General features: G+C 69.1%; 16 protein-coding genes. 8 read left to right on the forward strand and 8 right to left on the reverse strand.

What is annotated here, in order from left to right; genetic code table 11:
- Positions 1 to 41: 41 nt before the first annotated feature.
- The 4 genes from HLH28_RS13220 to HLH28_RS13235 all read right to left on the reverse strand — a co-directional run bounded on the left by HLH28_RS13220 (position 42) and on the right by HLH28_RS13235 (position 6583).
- On the reverse strand, positions 42 to 1850 hold the full coding sequence (locus HLH28_RS13220) for a tetratricopeptide repeat protein (RefSeq protein ID WP_182959962.1): 1809 nt from the start codon (positions 1848 to 1850) through the stop codon (positions 42 to 44).
- Between the two features lie 481 nt (positions 1851 to 2331).
- Positions 2332 to 3792, reverse strand: a complete 1461-nt coding sequence (locus tag HLH28_RS13225) for an HlyD family type I secretion periplasmic adaptor subunit (protein WP_182959964.1) — start codon at positions 3790 to 3792, stop codon at positions 2332 to 2334.
- The gene (locus HLH28_RS13230) at positions 3789 to 5969 is read right to left on the reverse strand and encodes a peptidase domain-containing ABC transporter (protein WP_338029743.1); all 2181 of its coding nucleotides are present in this window, start codon (positions 5967 to 5969) and stop codon (positions 3789 to 3791) included. The genes HLH28_RS13225 and HLH28_RS13230 overlap by 4 nt, the downstream gene beginning before the upstream one ends.
- Positions 5970 to 6151: 182 nt before the next feature.
- Positions 6152 to 6583 carry a hypothetical protein gene (locus HLH28_RS13235; protein WP_246396159.1) on the reverse strand — a complete coding sequence of 144 codons (432 nt, stop codon included), beginning with the start codon at positions 6581 to 6583 and terminating at the stop codon, positions 6152 to 6154.
- Positions 6584 to 6725: 142 nt separating this feature from the next.
- Between HLH28_RS13235 and metH the strand changes: the two genes are divergently transcribed.
- A complete protein-coding gene (gene metH, locus HLH28_RS13240) occupies positions 6726 to 10232 on the forward strand; it encodes a methionine synthase (protein WP_182959968.1) in 3507 nt (1168 codons plus the stop codon).
- A gap of 203 nt (positions 10233 to 10435) precedes the next feature.
- Here metH and HLH28_RS13245 read toward each other — a convergent pair whose 3' ends face one another.
- Positions 10436 to 10855 (reverse strand): UrcA family protein, encoded by a 420-nt coding sequence (locus tag HLH28_RS13245; protein ID WP_182959970.1) that lies wholly within the window; start codon positions 10853 to 10855, stop codon positions 10436 to 10438.
- Positions 10856 to 10988: 133 nt separating this feature from the next.
- Here HLH28_RS13245 and HLH28_RS13250 point away from each other — a divergent pair, with 133 nt between their 5' ends.
- From HLH28_RS13250 to ybaK, 6 genes are all read left to right on the forward strand, one after another.
- Entirely contained in the window at positions 10989 to 12398 is a 1410-nt protein-coding gene (locus HLH28_RS13250) for an aminotransferase-like domain-containing protein (RefSeq protein WP_182959973.1), read from the forward strand.
- Positions 12395 to 12910 carry a phosphoribosyl-ATP pyrophosphatase gene (locus tag HLH28_RS13255; protein ID WP_338029737.1) on the forward strand — a complete coding sequence of 172 codons (516 nt, stop codon included), beginning with the start codon at positions 12395 to 12397 and terminating at the stop codon, positions 12908 to 12910. The genes HLH28_RS13250 and HLH28_RS13255 overlap by 4 nt, the downstream gene beginning before the upstream one ends.
- Before the next feature lie 231 nt (positions 12911 to 13141).
- Positions 13142 to 13672 (forward strand): CvpA family protein, encoded by a 531-nt coding sequence (locus HLH28_RS13260; RefSeq protein WP_182959975.1) that lies wholly within the window; start codon positions 13142 to 13144, stop codon positions 13670 to 13672.
- Positions 13673 to 13720: 48 nt separating this feature from the next.
- Positions 13721 to 15250 carry an amidophosphoribosyltransferase gene (gene purF / locus HLH28_RS13265; protein WP_246396161.1) on the forward strand — a complete coding sequence of 510 codons (1530 nt, stop codon included), beginning with the start codon at positions 13721 to 13723 and terminating at the stop codon, positions 15248 to 15250.
- The gene (locus tag HLH28_RS13270) at positions 15247 to 16008 is read left to right on the forward strand and encodes an SDR family NAD(P)-dependent oxidoreductase (protein ID WP_182959977.1); all 762 of its coding nucleotides are present in this window, start codon (positions 15247 to 15249) and stop codon (positions 16006 to 16008) included. Before purF ends, HLH28_RS13270 begins: the two co-directional genes overlap by 4 nt.
- A gap of 42 nt (positions 16009 to 16050) precedes the next feature.
- Positions 16051 to 16530, forward strand: a complete 480-nt coding sequence (gene ybaK, locus HLH28_RS13275; protein WP_182959979.1) for a Cys-tRNA(Pro) deacylase — start codon at positions 16051 to 16053, stop codon at positions 16528 to 16530.
- 30 nt (positions 16531 to 16560) lie between these two features.
- On the opposite strand, the gene HLH28_RS13280 is transcribed toward ybaK, so the two are convergent.
- A complete protein-coding gene (locus HLH28_RS13280) occupies positions 16561 to 17373 on the reverse strand; it encodes an OmpH family outer membrane protein (RefSeq protein ID WP_182959981.1) in 813 nt (270 codons plus the stop codon).
- Positions 17374 to 17568: 195 nt separating this feature from the next.
- Here HLH28_RS13280 and HLH28_RS13285 point away from each other — a divergent pair, with 195 nt between their 5' ends.
- A complete protein-coding gene (locus HLH28_RS13285) occupies positions 17569 to 17961 on the forward strand; it encodes a hypothetical protein (RefSeq protein WP_246396163.1) in 393 nt (130 codons plus the stop codon).
- 163 nt (positions 17962 to 18124) lie between these two features.
- Here the strand turns inward: HLH28_RS13285 and HLH28_RS13290 are convergent, their stop codons facing one another.
- Both HLH28_RS13290 and HLH28_RS13295 read right to left on the reverse strand, forming a co-directional pair.
- Positions 18125 to 18523 carry a DNA-binding protein gene (locus tag HLH28_RS13290; protein ID WP_246396165.1) on the reverse strand — a complete coding sequence of 133 codons (399 nt, stop codon included), beginning with the start codon at positions 18521 to 18523 and terminating at the stop codon, positions 18125 to 18127.
- Positions 18524 to 18707: 184 nt separating this feature from the next.
- Positions 18708 to 19085: a BA14K family protein gene (locus HLH28_RS13295; RefSeq protein WP_182959985.1), complete on the reverse strand. Its 378-nt coding sequence runs from the start codon at positions 19083 to 19085 to the stop codon at positions 18708 to 18710.
- Positions 19086 to 19194 lie beyond the last annotated feature (109 nt).

Genomic DNA, 19194 nt, shown 5'->3' on the forward strand with positions numbered 1-19194 from the left:
CACCCGATCATGCGGACCGATGCGCTGCTGCCATCCATGCGTCAGGCCGGCCCGGCGGCGGACCGGTCCACCACGTCGTCGCCGGACGGGGCCGTATCGTCGCCCGTCCCCGCCGCGGGGCCCATCCGCGCCAGTTCCACCGCCGCGTCGGACACACCCTGGGCACGCGCCCGTTCCAGCCACAGCCGCGCCTGCCCCCCATCCGTCGTACCGGCCAGCCCCCGCAGCAGATAGCGCCCCAGCATCAATTGCCCCAGCGCGTTGCCGCGTTCCGCCGCCATGCGGAACCAGCGTTCGGCCTCCACCCGGTCCGGGGGAATGTCGTGCCCGCCGCCATACAGCGCGCCGAGCGAGAACATGGCGTCCACCTGCCCCTGTGCCGCCGCCTGGCGATAGAGCGCCGCCGCCCCGGCATGGTCGCGTGCGCCGCCCCGGCCGGCCAGCAGCAATTGCGCCAGCGCCACCTGGGCGTCGGCCATGCCGGCGGTGGCGGCCCGGGCGATCCAGGTCCGCCCCGCAACCGGGTCGGGCGCGCAGCCTCGTCCGTCCAGCAGCATCCGTCCGTACCAGTATTGCGCGTTGACGACACCGTCCGTCGCCTTCAGCATCCAGGCCACCGCCGCGCGCTCGTCGCGCTCCATGCCCAGCCCCTCGGCCAGGCAGACGCCGAAATTATAGGCTGCGAGCGGGTCGCCGCCCTCCGCCGCCCGGGCGAAATATCGCCCCAGATCCCGACGGTCATCGTCCGACACCGTACCCGCCAGCAGCAGGTTGCCCAGGTCGGCCCCGGCGCGCACGTCGCCCAGGGCCGCCGCCTGCCGGAACCAGCGCGCGGCTTCGGTCACGTCGCGGGGCAGTCCCGCCCCGGTCAGGTACAGCAGCCCCACCGCCCGGCACGCTGCCCCATGCCCGCCCTGCGCCGCGCGGCGGTACCAGGTCGCGGCCTCCAGGAAATTCGGCGGCAAATCGCCGCCGCGGGCATAGACATCGCCCAGCAGGGCCGCGGCCTCGCGGTCGCCGGCCAGCGCTGCCTTGCGCAGCCAGGTCTCGCCGCGCACGGGATCGCGTTCGCCGCCGCGCCCGTCCAGCAACGCCAGGCCATAGCGGGCCTGGGCGGCCCGGACCCCGCGTTCCGCCGCCTGGGCATACAGGCGCGTGGCGGCGACCGGATCGCGGGGGATGCCGGTCCCCTGCTCGGTCATCGCGGCCAGCAGGTGCAGCGCCGACCCCAGGCCGGCATCGGCGGCGTGGCGCAGGGCGTCGGCGGCCCGCGCCCGCCCCGCGTCGTCAGTCGCGGCGCGCAGCCACGCCAGCCCCAGCCCCAGATGCCCCTGCGCGCAACCCGCCGCCGCCGCCCGGGCAAACCACGCCTCGGCCGCCGGTTCGTCCCGCAATCCGTCGGGACCGTTGGCCAGGATATAGCCATACAGGGCCTGGGCATCGGGCGACCCGGCCTCGGCCGCCAGGCGGGCCCAGTGCGCGGCCGCCGCGGGGTCGGAGACGATGTCCGCCGGCGTCTCGGCCGACAGGCGCAGGCCCTGTGTCGCGTCGGCCTCCTTCGGCAGGCCGAACAGATGCAGGGTGCCCAGCACCAGCCGCGCCTCCACCCATCCGGCTTCGGCCGCACGACGCATCCAGCGCGCGCCCTCGACCAGGCTGGGCGGCACGCCGGTCCCGTCCAGATAGGCGCGGCCGACACGGAACTGCGCCTCGGGCATGCCGGCCTCGGCCAGGACGCTCAGATGGCCGAACCCCTCGACCGCCTCGCCTTCCGCCAGCAACGCCAGCGCATGGGCCAGCCGCGCCCGATGCGAAAACCGCGCCCCGACCCGGGACAGAACACGCCTCATGCGCCGATGGCCACCAGGGCTCTGCCCTGAAACCCGCCAAAGGGCATTGCCATTTGGAAACCCGGTCGTCTGGGCGATCCCGGGCATCCCAAAGGCTGGGCGAACATCCGGTCTGGTGCGCGAGAAGGCCGCGCAACGGCATGCCCGACGTGCCTGTCCGAGCATCGGAGCGGAGCAACCTTGCCGGCCGTGAGCACCGAAGCACAGGGCAGGCACGTCGGATCGAAGGCCGTTTTTAAACGGACTTCACAGGCCCTCCCCTGACGTTCCTCAAAGGCCAGGACCCTTTGGAAACCCGCAGATGAGATCCGGGGACGCAAAGGTTGGGCTGACATGCGTTCTGTTGCGCGAGAGGGCCGCGCAGCGGCACGCCCGGCGTGCCTGTCCGAGCATCGAAGCGGAGCGGCCTTGCCGGCCGTGAGCACCGAAGCACAGGGCAGGCACGTCGGATCGCCAACAGAACGCATGTCAGCCCAACCTTTCAGGGTTCGCGCATGCCGTTGGTCAGGGCCGGCACGATGCGGTTCAGCAGGTACTGCATCATCGTCCGCCGTCCGACATGGATGTCGGCCTCGACCGGCATGCCGGGCTGGGGATGGAAAAAGGACGGCACGTCGTGCAACGTGTAGCGATCGATCCGCACCCGCACGCGATAGAAGGCGTCCATCCCGCCCGCCGTCGCATGCACCCCCTGCGCCCCTGCCCCGGGGCTGGTCTGCGTGCCGTCGCCCGGTGCGAAGGAATCGGCGCTGATGACGCGCACCGTGCCCTCGGCCCCGCCATATTGGGTGTAGGGGAAGGTCGCGAATTTCAGCAGCACATGGTCCCCGGGCCGGATGAAGCCGACGTCGGACCCACGCACCGCCGTATCGACCTCCAGCCCGCTGTCGACCGGCACCAGCGTCATCAACTGGTTGCCCGACTGCATCACCGACCCCACCGACAGGCCGGCGATGCTCAGCACCACCGCGTCGCGGTCGGCGCGCATGACGACCAGGCTGCGCCGCAGGCGCGCCTTGCGGTAATCGTCCTGCGCGTCGGCCAGGCGATGCTGGGCGGTACTGAGGTCCTGGTAGATCGTGGCCTTCCAGTTCTGGATGAAGCCGTCGCGTTCGGCCGTCGTGGCCTCCAGCCGGGCACGGGCGCTGCTGGCGGCCTGCTGCGCGGCGATCTGGGCGCGTTCGACCTCCATCAGGTCATTCTGCGCCGACAGGGTGGACAGGCGGCTGCCGACCTGGTCGTGTTGCAGGCGCAGGCGCATCGCATGGACGTCGGACGCCACCCGCGCGCGGGCCGCATACATCGCGGCGTCCGCCAGGTTGCCCTGCATGTCGGCGCGTGCCCCGGCCATCTGCTTGTCGTAATTCTCGACCTTGGCGGTGAATTCGGCACGGCGCCGCAGGAACGCCGCCGCCTCCTGGACCGAGGCGGGGATCGTGGCATCGGGGATATAGTCGCGGCCGTCGGCCTCGGCCGTCAGGCGATCGACCTGCGCGCCGTAGGCCAGCACCTGGACGCGCATGTTTTCCACGTCCGCGTCGGTGACGGTGGGGTCCAGATGGGCCAGAACCTGGCCCTTGCGGACGAAATCGCCGTCATGCACGTCGATCGAGCGGATGATCGAGGTTTCCAGCGGCTGGACCACCAGGGTGGCATCGGTCGACGCCAGGCGTCCCTCCGACGTCACGACCTGGTCCAGCGGGAAGACCGACATCACCACCAGGCTTGCGATCATCAGCCCCGAAATCAGCCAGGTGATGTACTGGGCGGACGCCGTCGGCGGCAGGTTGATCAGGGCCGCGCTGGGCGAATTGAATTCCAGCAGGGCGGCCGGCATGTCGGCCTTCGCGGCCGGATCGTCCGCCGCGGGCAGCACATAGCCCTCGATCGCGCCCCGGGACGGGCCGTCATCGTCGGCCGGAACCATCTTGCCGTCGGTCATGGGTCGGTTCCCCCTTCGGCCAGTATCGCGGCGGGACCCGTACGCCCTGACGGCGAGGCCTGGTGACGGTTCTGCTGCAACCACAGGGTGCGATAGATCGCGCAGCGTTCCAGCAGCACCTCATGCGGCGCGATATCCACCACCCGCCCCTGATCCATCACGCAGATCTGGTCGCAATCGACCAGCGACGACAGCCGGTGCGACACGATGACCATGGTGCGGCCCCGGCCGATCCGTTGCAGGTTGGCGTTCACCAGCGCCTCGCTCTCGGGGTCCAGGGCCGATGTCGCCTCGTCCAGGATCATCAGCCTGGGATCGCAGATCAACGCGCGCGCGATGGCCAGGCGCTGCCGCTGGCCGCCGGAAATGTTGGTCGAGCCCTCTTCGATCCAGGTCTCGTACCCCGCGGGCATGCGCTCGATGAATTCCTCGGCGCCGGCCAGGCGGGCGGCGCGCACGACGTCGTCCAGCGTCAGGCCGGGACGGCCGGCGGTGATGTTGTCGCGCACCGTCCCGCGAAAGAGGAAATTGTCCTGCAGCACCACGCCGAACGACCGGCGCAGATGCGTCAGGTTGATCTCGCGCAGGTCCACCCCGTCCAGCTTCAGATAGCCGCTGTACGACCGGCTGACACCCTGCAACAGGCGGGTGATGGTGGATTTTCCCGACCCGCTGCGCCCCACCAGCCCCAGCATGGTGCCGGCCGGGATATGGAAATTCACGTCGTCCAGCGCGCGCGTGGTGGCGCCGGGATAGGTGAAGTTCACGTCGGTGAACGACAGGGCGCCCCGGATTTCCGGCCGCAGGCCGCTGGTCAGCGCGCGGCTCTCGGTCGGCTGGTTCAGCACCAGCCCGGCTTCGCCCAGCGCGGTCTTGACCTCGTTCATGTCGTCCAGCAGGCGCGCCAGGCCGATCAGTGGTGCGGCCACGCGGCCGCCCAGCATCATGAACGCCATCAGCGCGCCGCCGCCCATGTCGCCCCGGCCGGTCAGGATCAGGTAGGCCCCGACCAGGATGATGCCGCGATTGATGAACATTTCGAACGGCATCACGACGGTCGACGCCACGTTCGTCATGCGTCCGACCGCCAGCGACCACACCGCCGATTCGGCCGACCGCTCGTCCCACAACTGGCGGCGCGTGCGTTCCAGCGCCAGCGTCTTGATGGTGCGGATGCCCGCGACGGTCTCGTACATCACCGATCCGCGCGCCATGTCGGCGTTGACCTTCCGGCCGATCAGCCCGCCCACCGGCCCCATGAAGATCACGACCACCAGCCCGATCGCGCCCGCCGCCGCGATGGTCATCCACGCCAGCGTGGCGCTGAGGTAGAACAGGAAGGGCAGGACGATGACCAGGGTGAACATGTCCAGGAAGGTGTTCAGCAGCTTCCCGGTCATGAAATCCTTGACCTTGTAGATCGCGGATACCCGGCCGATGACATGCCCCGCCTGCTGGCGTTCGAAGAATTCCAGCGGCAGCGCCAGCAGCCGGTTGAAGACATGGATCGAAATCCGCGTATCCAGCCGCGTCGTCAGTACCAGCGTCAGTTCTCGCCGCGCGTAGGTCAGCAGGATTTCATAGAAGCTGAGGACGCAGACGATGGCGGTGATGGACACCAGCGTCGCCATCGACCGGAAATTCACCACCCGGTCGATGACCTGCATGACGATCAGCGGCGGGAAGATCGCCAGCACGCTCAGCACCATCGACGCCAGCACGATGTCGCGCAGGGCGCGGCGTTCGCGCAGGACCATCCGCGCCAGCCATGCGAAATCGATCGGCGCGTCGGCCTCCGCCAGGTCGCGGCGACGCTTCACCAGCAGCACGTCGCCGGTCCAGACCTGCGACAGGCGCAATTCGTCCACCGGCACGGGCGTCGATCCCGCATCGCCCAGCGGATCGCGCAGCCAGATCACGCCGCGTTCGGCATCGGCGGCGACCATCAGGCCCGCCGACCCATCGCGGAACATCAGCACGATCGGCGGCGTGTTGTGCATCCGTACCAGGTAGCGCCATTTCAGGCGCATCCCCCGCGCCACCGCCCCCTGGTCGTTCAGCCAGCGCGCCAGGGCGGCCGGCGACGGCGCGACCTCGCCCGGTTCGGCCACGAAATCGCGGATATCCACGTCGATGCCGTGATAGCGCGCCGCGGCGGCCGTGGCACGCAGGCGGATCGTCGTCGGGGCCGGCCGCTCCTGCGAGCCGGGCCGGGCGCCGGCCTGGGCGGCCGGATCCGCGGCACCGGGCGGGGGATCTGAATGCGCCACGGCTCGTCCTTCGGTTGGTCCCGGGCGGCCGCCAGCCTTCGCGGCGCGCCCATACCGGCCCAGCTAGCCTCCGAAAGACGAATGGAGGGTTAACGCGATGGAGCCACCGCCATCCCCCGGCCGGATCGATAGCGCGCCGCCACCACGCGATGGCCCGTCACCTCGCGCCGCACGTCGTCAAGTTGCGCGGCGGGCATGGCGATCACGACGCGGTCGAACCACGGGCGCTGCCCGGTCACGCGGGCGCGGAACAGATCCGCCAGGGCCGAGGTAAATCCGCCGGACGGGACACAGCACACGCAGGTCACGCCGTGGCCGAACGGCGAGAGCGCGGCGCGCAGCGCGATCACGTCCTGCCACCCCGCACGCGCCGGGTCGGCGGCGGCGTCGTCCAGCACCCCCTGGGCCGTCAGGACCAGCGCGCCGGCATCGCCGGCCATTCCGGCGAACGCCGCCGCGTCCATCAGCTCCAGCGTGATCCGTCCGTCATCGTCCCCGTTACTGGCCCTGTCGCCCGCCATCCGTCCCCCCGCCCTCGCCTGTCGATGAAATGCACATTATACGGAAAGGCGCGCCAGCGGGCCGCAATGCTGGACAGGCGGGGCGCCTTGCGGGAATAACGGCGGCCCTCCCTGCCCCCTTCCTTGGAAAACCAGGACCATCATGACCAGCCGACCCCATCTTCTCGACGCCCTTCGCGACCAGGTCCTGCTGTGTGACGGGGGCATGGGATCGCGCGTGCAGGTGCTCGACCTCGATGTCGAGAGGGACTACTGGGGGCAGGAGAACTGCACCGAGATCCTGAACCTGTCGCGTCCCGAACTGGTGCGCGAGATCCATCGCGGCTATTTCGAGGCCGGGGCGGACATGGTGGAAACCAACAGTTTCGGCGGGTCGCCGATCACCCTGGGCGAATTCGGCCTGACCGACCGCGCGCGCGAGATCAACCGCACCGCCGCCCATCTGGCGCGCGAGGCCGCCGAGAGCTTTTCCGACGGCCGCCACCGCTATGTCGTGGGCTCGGTGGGGCCGGGGACCAAGCTGCCGTCGCTGGGCAATATCGATTACGACACGCTGGAGGCCGGCCTGGCCGAGCAGTGCCGGGGGCTGATCGAAGGTGGGGTGGATGCCCTGCTGATCGAAACCTGCCAGGATACGCTGCAGATCAAGGCCGCCGTGAACGGGGCGAAGATCGCTCGCGCCGAGCAGGGCGCCGATACGCCGATCTTCGTGCAGGTGACGGTGGAAACCACCGGCACGCTGCTGGTCGGTCCCGACATCGCCGCCGCCGCGACCGCGATCCACGCGCTGGACGTGCCGCTGATGGGCCTGAACTGCGCTACCGGCCCGCAGGAAATGGCCGAGCATGTGCGCTGGCTGGCCGAGAACTGGCCGGGCCTGGTTTCGATCCAGCCCAATGCCGGGTTGCCGGAACTGGTGGACGGGCAGACGCACTACCCGCTGTCGCCGGCCGACATGGCGACCTGGGTGGACCGCTTCGTGGCCGAGGACGGGCTGAACCTGGTGGGCGGATGCTGCGGCACGTCCACCCCGCACATCGCGGCGCTGGACGCCATGCTGCGCCGTCGCGCCGAGGGCACGGGCCGCCACCGCCCCGCCCCCGTCGCCCGCCGCCCGGTCTGGATCCCGTCCGTGTCCAGCCTGTACACGCAGGTCCCGCTGCGGCAGGAGAACAGCTATTTTTCGATCGGCGAGCGCTGCAATGCCAACGGATCGAAGAAATGGCGCACCCTGCAGGAAGAGGGCGACTGGGACGGCTGCGTCGCCGTGGGGCGCGAACAGGTGGGCGAGGGATCGAACGCGCTGGACGTCTGCACCGCCTTCGTCGGGCGGGACGAAATGCGCGAGATGAACGAGGTCGTCACCCGCTTCACCGCCTCGGTCAACGCGCCGCTGGTCATCGATTCGACCGAGACCCCGGTGATCGAGGCCGCGCTGAAGCTGTATGGCGGCAAGGCGATCATCAACTCGATCAATTTCGAGGACGGCGAGGGCCACGCCACCGACCGCATGCTGCTGGCCCGCAAGTTCGGCGCCGCCGTGGTGGCGCTGACGATCGACGAGGTCGGCATGGCCAAGACGGCCGAGGACAAGCTGCGGATCGCGACGAGGCTGGTCGAATTCGCCTGCGACCGCCACGGCCTGCCGCAGTCCGACCTGATGATCGACCCGCTGACGTTCACCATCGGCACCGGCGTCGAGGACGATCGCAAGCTGGGCGTGTGGACGCTGGAGGGCATCCGCCTGATCCGCGAGCGCTTCCCCGACATCCAGATCGTGCTGGGCCTGTCGAACATCTCGTTCGGGTTGAACCCGGCGGCGCGCGCGGTGCTGAATTCGGTCTTCCTGGACCATGCGGTACGCGCGGGCATGACGGCGGCGATCGTCCATGTCTCCAAGATCCGGCCGCTGCACCTGATCCCCGAGGAAGAGGTCCGCGTCGCCGAGGACCTGATCTTCGACCGCCGGTCCGAGGGGTATGACCCGTTGCAGCGCCTGCTGGCGCTGTTCGCCGACCGCAAGGCCGCCGATGCGGTGAAGAAGACCCGCGCCGAAACGGTCGAGGGCCGCCTGAAGGACCGCATCGTCGATGGCGACCGCAAGGGACTGGAGGCCGAGCTGGACGAGGCGATGCGGACGATCCCGCCGCTGGACATCATCAACACCATCCTGCTGGACGGCATGAAGGTGGTGGGCGAACTGTTCGGCGCAGGCAAGATGCAGCTGCCCTTCGTCCTGCAGTCGGCCGAGACGATGAAGGCCGCCGTCGCCCATCTGGAACCGCACATGGAGCGTGTCGACGGCCAGGCGCGCGGCACCATCGTTCTGGCGACCGTGAAGGGCGACGTGCATGACATCGGCAAGAACCTGGTCGATATCATCCTGACCAACAACGGCTATCGTGTCGTCAACCTGGGCATCAAGGTGCCGGTGGCCGACATGATCGCCGCCACCCGGGAACATAAGGCCGACGCCGTGGGCATGTCCGGCCTGCTGGTGAAATCGACCGTGGTGATGCGCGAGAACCTGGAGGAAATGGCCCGCCAGGGGCTGGACGTCCCCGTCCTGCTGGGCGGCGCCGCCCTGACCCGCAATTATGTCGAGGAGGATTGCACCGCCGCCTACGGCACCGACGGGCGCGTGGCCTATGCCCGCGACGCGTTCGACGGGCTGTCGCTGATGGACCAGGTGACACGGGGTGAATTCGACGAATATCTGGCCGCCATCCGCGCGCGCCGCGCCGGCAAGGCCACGCGGGCGAAGCCCCGCGACATGGAACAGGCGGAAACCCGGGGCTTCGGCCCCGTGGATGTCGCCGCCGCCCACGCCCGCCGCCGGCGCCTGACGCACGACGAACCGGTGGCGCAGCCGCCGTTCTGGGGCGCCCGCGTGCTGGAAGCGACGCCGGACGCGGTGCTGCCGTTCCTGAATGAACGCTCGCTGTACCAGTTCCAGTGGGGCTTCCGGAAGCAGGGGCGCTCGCTGGACGAATTCATGGGCTGGGCACGGCAGGAACTGCGCCCCGTGCTGCGCCGGATGCTGGCGCTGACGGCGGCCGAGGACATCCTGCGGCCCCAGGCCGCCTACGGCTACTGGAAGGCGGCGGGCCAGGGCAACGACCTGATCCTGTTCGCCGAGGACGGCACGACCGAGGTCGCGCGCTTCACCCTGCCGCGCCAGCCGCGCGACGACGGCGAGTGCATCGCCGATTTCGTCCGCGACGTCGACGACGCGCAGCGCGACGTCATCGGCTTGCAGGTCGTCACCGTGGGCCAGAAGGCGTCGGACATCGCGCGCGACTGGTTCGAGGGCAACCGCTACAAGGACTACCTGTATCTGCACGGCCTGTCGGTGGAGATGGCCGAAGCCATGGCCGAATACACCCACAAGCGCATCCGCGCCGAACTGGGCTTCGCCGCCGAGGACGATCGCGACATGGCGAAGATGCTTCAGCAGGGGTATCGGGGCTCGCGCTATTCGTTCGGGTACCCGGCCTGCCCGCGCCTGGAGGACCAGGAGCCGATCCTGCGCCTGCTGGACGCGGAACGCGTCGGCGTGTCGCTGACCGAGGGCTACCAGCTCCATCCCGAGCAATCGACGTCGGCGCTGGTGGTGCTGAACCCGCGCGCGAAATATTTCTCGGTGTGAAAGGCTGGCTGGGCGCGGTCCACGGGAGCGGACATCGACCTGGCGGGCCATAAGGTCAGGCATCACTTCCGCTGCGCCTGAAGAAAACTGTTTCAAAAGGATCTGCCGAGCGGGAGCGCCACACAGCGGCACACCCAGCGTGTGTTTCCGAGCACCGGAAACACACGTCGGATCGCCGGCAGCCCCGCTCCTGAAACGGTTTCTTACGGACGTACCCAAAAATCATAGTCCGAGGCGACCTGCGTCAGCATGGGGCTATGCACCCGTGCGACCGCCCGTAAAACGCTGTCGCGCCGGCAATCGGATTGCGCAACGGCAGCCCTCATCGTGTCGGATTCTCCCGCCACGTCGCCGCACGCCCGCAACGCGGCACGGTCAATCCACCCGAGCAACTGGCGGGCTTTTGCCGGGTTTTGCAGATCATCAATCGTGTAATGAACGGCGATCCGGTCGATCGCCTCATCCTGGTCCTGTGCTGCGGCCGGAGTCCGGATAAGCATCAGCATGATCAGCCCGAGCAGGATGAAAACCATGACGCCGACAGCTTCGAACCAGCTCCGCGGCACACCCTGCATCCCGATGGAGCAGGAGTGGGACAGTTCTTTCCTGGACGCGACAGGCATGACACGACAATCCTTATTGTATTAGTACAATCGAATGACATCGCTTCGATTGTCTTAGGATTGACGCGCATTTTTTGTCGGTCAATTATTACATTGTCCTATATCAATCACCCTCCAAGGAGTCTTGCCGAGCATGTGGCGTCCCGATCTGCCGTCAGGATCCGCGCCGCTCTATGAACGTCTGGCGGACGTCATGGAGTGCGACGTTCTTTCGGGTCGTCTGATTGCGGGAACACGCCTGCCTCCACAGCGGGACCTGGCCTATGCTCTGGGCATAAGCGTCGGAAGCGTAACGAAAGCTTATGCCGAGGCGGAACGGCGTGGCCTGTTGCACGCTCGTGTCGGACGCGGCTCGTATGTGCGTGGTATCGCCGCCGCAACACGCGACGGGCCCACCTTCGAGAGCGAAGCCTCTGAGTCGGCAGGCAATGACGTGATTGATCTGCGCTGCAACACGCCGCCGCCCGTCCCGCTGGCGGAGGCACTCAACAAGGCGGTTTCCGAACTGGCGCTGCGCAACGCACTGGAACCCGCAGTGCAATATGTCCCGAGCACGGGGCTGGCCGTCGTGCGGATGGCGGGCGCGCAATGGATCAGCAGTCGGTATGGGTTCGATTGCACAGCTGATGACCTGATCCAGTGCAATGGCGGACAACACGCCATCACGCTGGTGTTCTCGTCCTTCTGCCGTCCAGGCGACACGATCCTGTGCGGGTCCTCGACGTTCTACGGGGCCAGGGTGGCGGCGGAACATCTCGGAATGACGCTTCGCGGGGTCACGATGGATTCTCAGGGGCTGTTGCCCGAGGCGCTGGCGCGTGCGGCGGCCGAAACGCGGAGCAGGCTGCTGTTCACCGTCCCGACGCTGCACAATCCCACGACAAGGACCATGAGCCGGACAAGACGCATGGAAATCGCCGAGGTCGCGCGACAGTATGACCTGACGATCTTCGAGAACGATGCCTATTACGCCTATGCCGATCCAGACGGCCGGCCGCCGCAGATCGCGACCTTCGCGCCCGAGCGCACGCTCTATCTGGTCAGCCTTTCCAAGGGTGTGTGTCCCGGTTTCCGCCTCGCCTTCCTTGCCCTGCCACGCGGCATGGCGCGCGACCGGATTCTGCGCGGCATCCGGGCACTGGGATATTGCCCGCCAACGCTCGGTGCGCTCGTGTTCGCCCGCTGGGTCGAGGACGGCATGGCAGACGCAATCGCCGATTCCATACAGGCCGAAGCCGGGATACGGCTGGAAATGGCGCGCGCGGCACTTGGTGTTTTGATGTCTTCGCCAGGAGCCGCCCGCACCCCCCACGTCTGGCTGCCGATGTCCGCGCTGGAAGCCGAGCGGGTCGCCGCCCGCGCCCTGCGTGGCGGCGTCGAGATCACGCCGCCGGATGTTTCCATTGTCTCCGACGACGCCGACACGGGCCTGCGCCTTTGCCTCGGCGCCGCGAGGGACCGCGAGACCCTTTTACGCGCGCTGGCTGTCGTCACGGACGCATGCACCAGACATCAGTTGTGCAGCGGCGAAGGGATCATGTGACAGGTCGCGACGCCGCGGCGCGGATCGTTGACCGCGCGGCGGGGTCCCCGCATCATGCGGAAATGCCCGAGTCCGCGCGCCCTCCGCAGACAGACGAAACCACGCCGGCCCCCGCGTCCACGCCCGATGGGGATGGGGCGGCCGACGTGCTGGACCGGCTGTGGGCCGGGCTGGCCATCGCGGCCGCCCCCGCCGGGCCGGAGGCGGCGCCCGATCCGCAGGCCGACCACCGCGTCCGCCGTACCGCCCGGGCATTCGGCCTGCATGCCGAACATTGCCTGACGGCGCTGGTCGCCGACGATCCGGCGACGCTGGTGCGTGAGAGCGCCGACGTCCTGCAGACCCTGATGCAGCTGTGGGCGGCCCGGAGCGTCGCGCCCGATGCCGTGTGGACCGAACTGGATCGCCGGCTGCGGGTCGGCAACCTGCTGCTCTCGCTGAACGCGCCGGCACGCGGGAGCGGGCGGGCCATTACCCGCCCGTGGAAGATCCGCACGACCAAGCTGCCCTGATCGGCCACCGCGTTCAGAGGGGGGCGGGACGCCGCCCGATCTTTCCCCTGTCGTCGACGGACGGGCGATGGCATAAGCTGCTCCACCGGACGGCCCGCCGCCGTCCGCGCACCGGAACGGAAGGAACGTGACGGCCCCCATGCACCGGGTCCCTGCCCCCCTTGCGCCTCGTCCCGCATCCGCCTGGGCGGCTTTTCCCCTGGCGCACACCGCGCCCCTGGATCGTGGCCGATGAACTGGAACTGGGCCGACCTGCTGTGCGGCGGTGTCATCGTCGTGTCCGCCCTGTTCGGCTACGGGCGCGGCCTGGTGCGGGAAATCCTGGGACTGGCCGGCTGGATCGGGGCCGTGGTGCTGGCGGCCCGCTGGACCGGATCGCTGCAGCCGGTCGCCGCCCGCTGGATCGCCAATCCGCTGGCGGCCAACGCCGTCGCCTTCGCCGTGCCGTTCATCGGCCTGCTGGTCGTCTTCACCCTGATCGCGCAGGCCTGCGGCCGCCGCGCGCGCGGGTCGGCCCTGGGCGGGCTGGACGGCACGCTGGGGCTGCTGTTCGGCGGGGCGCGCGGCTATGGCGTGCTGGTCGCGCTGTATCTGGTGGCCAGCCTGGTTACCCCGCCCGCATCGTGGCCGGACGAGGTCCGGGACGCCCGGAGCCTGCCGTTGGTGGCGCAGGGGGCCTTCTATCTGGCCCCCTTCCTTCCCATTTCCATGCAGCCGCGCCTTGCGCAACCGGGGCAGACGCGCCATGACGCCCCGATCTGAACCCTTACGAGGCCGCCCCCCGGGCCTGTCGAGGAAAGACCGCTGACCATGTCCACCCGTTCCCCCGCCCCCGACGGCCCCGCCTTCCTGCATGACCCTGCCTTTGCGCGGGACGACGTGGCGCCGCAATGGCAGCACGACGACAAGCCGCACGAGGAATGCGGGGTCTTCGGCGTCTGGAACGTCAAGGACGCGTCGGCGCTGACGGCGCTCGGCCTGCATGCCCTGCAGCATCGCGGGCAGGAAGCGACGGGAATCGTCTCGTACGACGGGGAACGGTTCCACACCCACAAGGGGCTGGGGCTGGTCGGCGACGTGTTCGGCGACGCAAGGGTGATGGCCACCCTGCCGGGCCATCGCGCGGTGGGGCACAACCGCTACGCCACCACCGGGGCGACGTTGATCCGCAACGTCCAGCCCTTGTTCGCGGATTTCGAATTCGGCGGCCTGGCGGTCGCGCATAACGGCAACCTGACGAACGCCGAGACCCTGAAGCGCGCGCTGGTGCGCCGGGGCTGCATCTTCCAGTCCACCACGGACAGCGAGGTGTTCATCCACCTGATCGCGATCTCGCTGTACGCCAACGTGGTCGACCGGCTGATCGACGCGCTGAAGCAGGTGCTGGGCGCCTATTCGCTGGTGGCGCTGTCGCGCGACGCGCTGATCGGCGTGCGCGACCCGCTGGGCGTGCGGCCGCTGATCCTGGGCCGCATCGCCGGCGAGGACGGTGGCGCCCCGTCCTGGGTCCTGGCCAGCGAGACCTGCGCGCTGGATATCGTCGGCGCCGAATTCGTCCGCGACGTCGAACCGGGCGAGATCGTCATCATCAATAATGACGGCGTGCGCTCGATCAAGCCGTTCGGCGAGCAGAAATCACGCTTCTGCGTGTTCGAATACATCTATTTCGCCCGCCCCGACTCGGTCCTCGACGGCCAGCCGGTCTATGAGGCGCGCAAGCGCATCGGCGTGGAACTGGCGCGCGAAAGCGCGGTCGAGGCCGACGTCATCGTCCCGGTGCCCGATTCCGGCGTGCCCTCCGCCATGGGCTATGCGTCGGCCAGCGGCATTCCCTTCGAACTGGGGATCATCCGCAACCATTATGTCGGCCGGACCTTCATCGAACCGACCGACCAGATCCGCCACCTGGGCGTGAAGCTGAAGCATTCGACCAACCGCCCGGTGCTGGACGGCAAGCGGGTGATCCTGGTCGACGATTCGATCGTGCGCGGCACCACGTCGCGCAAGATCGTGGACATGGTCCGCGCCGCCGGCGCGCGCGAGGTGCACATGCGCATCTCCTCGCCCCCCACGACGCATTCGTGCTTCTACGGCATCGACACGCCGGAGCGTAGCAAGCTGTTGGCGGCGCAGCACGACCTCAAGGAAATGGCCGAGCTGATCGGCGTCGACAGCCTGGCCTTCATCTCGTTCGACGGGCTGTACCGCGCGCTGGGCCATGCCGACCGGACGGCGGCGCAGGGCCGGTATTGCGACGCGTGCTTCACCGGCGATTATCCGATCCCGCTGGTCGACCACGAAGCCGAAGGCGGTGACACCGCATTCGTCCCCGCCGCATGACCGCAGGGCCCGACGCCGGGACGCACGATACGGAGACAGGGGAACGGGAACCGCTGGAGGGCCGGGTCGCGCTGGTCACCGGGGCCAGCCGGGGAATCGGCCGGGCCTGCGCGATGGCGCTGGCGGCGGCCGGCGCACATTGCATCCTGACCGCCCGCAGCCAGGGCGGGCTGGAGGAGACCGACGACCTGATCCGCCGCCGCACCGGGCGGGCATCCACGTTGCTGCCGCTGGACCTGCGGGACGGTGCGGCGATCGACGCGCTGGGCCCCTCGATTGCCGACCGGTTCGGACGGCTGGACGTGATGGTGCATTGCGCCGCCATGCTGGGCGTGCTGACGCCCGTCACCCACATGCGCGACACCGATTGGACGGCCACGCTGGCCGTCAATGCCACCGCCGCCTGGCGCCTGATCCGCACCATCGCCCCATTGCTGGAACACGCACCGGCGGGCCGGGCCGTGTTCCTGACCGACGGGCATGCCGTCCGTCCGGCCAGCTTCTGGGGCATGATGGCGGCATCCAAGGCGGCGATGGAGGCCATGGTCCTGACCTGGGCCGAGGAAATTCCGCCCGGATCGGGCCTGCGGATCAATCTGTACGATCCCGGCCCCGTCGCCACGCGCCTGCGGGTGCAGGCCATGCCCGCCGCCGACCTGTCATCCCTGCCCGGCCCCGATGCGGCCGGGGCCGCGGTGGCGGCGCTGTGCCTGCCGGCCGAAACCCGGCACGGGCAGCGGATCGCCGCCGCGACCTGACGCTGACTATGCCGGGCAGGCGCCGGCTGCTATAACATCAGAATGGGCAGGAATACTCCGGCAACGGTGGCACTGGGGCGCGCGGGAATCGCGTTTTCCCCGGTCGAATATACCTACGACCCGTCGGCCGACCGGTTGGGCGTGCAGGCCGCCGAGGCGATCGGCGAGCCGCCTTCGCGCGTCTACAAGACCCTGATGGCCGAAATCGATGGCCGGCCGGTCTGCGTCGTCATCCCTTCGGACCATGAGGTCAGCATGAAGAAGCTGGCGGCCGCCTTCGACGGCAAATCGGCGAAGATGATGAAACCCGCCGATGCCGAGCGGATCACCGGCTTCAGGGTCGGCGGCATCAGCCCGTTCGGGCAGAAGCGCAAGGTGCCCACGGCCTTCGCCCGGCAGGCGGCGGGCCTGCCCTATCTCTACACCAACGGGGGGCAGCGGGGATTGCAGGTGCGCCTGGCCCCCGATGACGCGCTGCGCGCGTGCGACGGCTGCCTGGCGGACCTGACCGCAGGCGAATGAACCGCCGGGGAGATCCCCGGGCGAAGGCAGTCAGCCCTGCTGGTCCTGGGGACCGGGCTCGGTCATCTGTACCGGGGCGGTCGGGAACCGGCCCGATTTCGCGATCACTTCCGGATCCTCGTTCTCGGCCGGCAGGTAGACATGCGGCAGGATGGCATTCAGGCGGGTGGCGACCTGCTGGCTGATATCGACCTCCGGCCCATGCAGGACGGTCAGGCCGGACTGCACGACCATCGTCAGGCCCCGCGACTTGCCGATCGTATTGACGACCTGGGCCACCTCGCGCTGGACCTGATTCATCGCAACCTGGATGTCTTCCTGCAGGATACGGTTGCGTTCGCCGAATTTCCGCTGGTCCGACGCCACCCGCTGCTGCAGGGCCCGCTGCTGGATCTCGGCCTGTTCGCGCGGGGCGTTCAGCATCCGCTGGCGCAGGGCCTGGATCTGGGTTTCCTCGGCGCGGACCTCCTGGATCAATTTCTCGCGCCGGGCGCCCATTTCCTGCTCCACCTGCTGGACGGCGACGGACTGGCGCATGATCTCGCCGGTATCGAAGACGCCGATCACCGGCTGGGGCGGGCGGACGCCGGCCGGCAGGGTGCCGAAGGTCGGCACGATCGGCGCGGGCAGCACCGGCTCGGCGGGGGCGCCGTCCGGCCCGGCCTCGGCCGCCGGGGCGGGCGCGGGGGCCGCGGCGGGAGCCGCCGCCGTGGCGGCGGCACGGGGTGCAGGCGCGGCCATGGCCGGCGCGATGCCCGAGACCGCGACCAGGCCGGCCAGGATCCACCGTCGCGCCGGGCGCGTCCCGGTCCGGCCGTCTTCGGCGCTGAAGGCTTCCGTCATGATCCCGATCCGTGGCTGTTGCAGGCGATACATGTTCCGTTGCCTAGCGGATCGGCGGGGACGTGACCAGTCCCGCGACCGCAAACGTGCAAGATCGCCGATGAACGGCGCGACCGCCTGTGCGATAATCATGCGCGCCGGGGAAAGGCAGGATCTGGCGGATCCCCGAACGCGCGCATCCGGAAAGGCTGAACCATGACATCAGAGTACAGGATGAAAGGGTACGGGACGCTGGCCCTGGCCCTCTTGTCCACCCTGCCGCTGCTGGCCCACGGCGTGCCGGCCCGCGCGCAGACCGCACCGTCCCCCCCGCATTCGGCCTATCCCGACGGGACCGGGGATTCGCTGATCGACCGGCTGAACGCGGCGCAATTGGCCCCGAACTATCAGGGTCAGGTCTATTATTCCGGCCAGCCGATCCCGCAGGCGCGCCCGTTGGACGTCCAGCAGCTTCCCCCCGACGTGCCGCAGGTCGTGCCCCCGCCCCCGGTCGGCGAACGCGCGCCCCAGCCCTCAATGCGCCCGCCCGGAGTCCCGCCCGCCCTGCCGCCGCCGATGCCGCCCTGCGCCGCCAGTTCCTCCTGCTGATGGCCCTGCCGACGATCCGGGATGTTGAAAAATCGATAACATCCCGGTTTCGTCATAATTCGGTTACATTTCAATCCTACAGTCTGCGATGTGACGTCGGTGCGTGATGCAAAATGTTCCCGGCGTCACGCCTGCGAATCTCCCGGATCCGGACGACGGCGCCCTATAGCCGCCACAGCAGCGGCGTGTGCGACAGGAAGATCAGCCCCAGTCCCGACGCAAACAGCACCTTCAGCGCCAGCGGCCCCCCGGCCGACACCAGCGCATCCAGCGTCAGCATCTGCATGCATGGGTCGATCGGCTCCTGCCGTCCGTCCGCGGCAATGCCCCCCGGCACCACGATGCGCGCACGCCATTCCTGCCGTTGCCGCACCTGTTCGCCGAGCGAAATCCGCGCCCGGTCGTACAATATGCCGACATAGCGATCCAGGTCCTCGACCCGGTACATCGGGTCGCGTCCATGCCGCACCGCCGGACGAGGACCCGCCCCCAGCAGGCCCAGGACCCGTAGCCGTCGGCTCGGCACGCCCAGATAGGCCGCAGCCTCATGCAAGGGCAGCATGCGCCGAAGTGGGAAAGCGTGGACAGTCGCCGCGCCGTCGCTGACGCCGTCCACTGGCGACCGGCCATTCATTCCCGGAATGGTGTTGTGGATCGGCTTTTGCTGTCAATCACAACCTTCAAAACCCTGCCCCGGGATTTCTATAACCCCTATGCGGGCTTTCCCGATGGGGCAGAAGGAAGGGTCAACGGCAGACGTGGCGGTTCCCGTCGGCGCCGATATAGGTGCCGGTCAACGGGTCGAAGCACGCATTGGCGACGCAGCTGTTCCCCGACGCCAGGGGGGCGGGGTTCACCCGGGCCCCTGTGGCGACGGCCGCGCGCGCCGCGGCACCGCAGAGCGGGGTGTTCAGCGGCGCGGACGGATCGTTGACCAGTTGCGCCTCGTTCGCCGGGGGTGGGGCCTCCACCACCGTGCCGGGCGCGAATTGCAGGGGCGGCCGGCGGGGAACGGCCTGCGCCGCCGGCCGCGCCACCGGTTGCGGCGCGCAGGCCGCCAGCCCCGAGAGCATCATCACCGCGACCGCAAGGCGCGCGACGGGGGGCCGGGGGCAATCGTTCATGACATATTCCTGGTCAAAGCTGTGCAAAAGACATGCCCGTCGGCGACCCGACGCGACGCTGCCGTAGTCCCGCACTGTCGCGCGACAATGCGCATTTGCAAACAGCCCT

Source organism: Gluconacetobacter tumulisoli, assembly GCF_014174155.1.
Lineage (GTDB): Bacteria > Pseudomonadota > Alphaproteobacteria > Acetobacterales > Acetobacteraceae > Gluconacetobacter > Gluconacetobacter tumulisoli.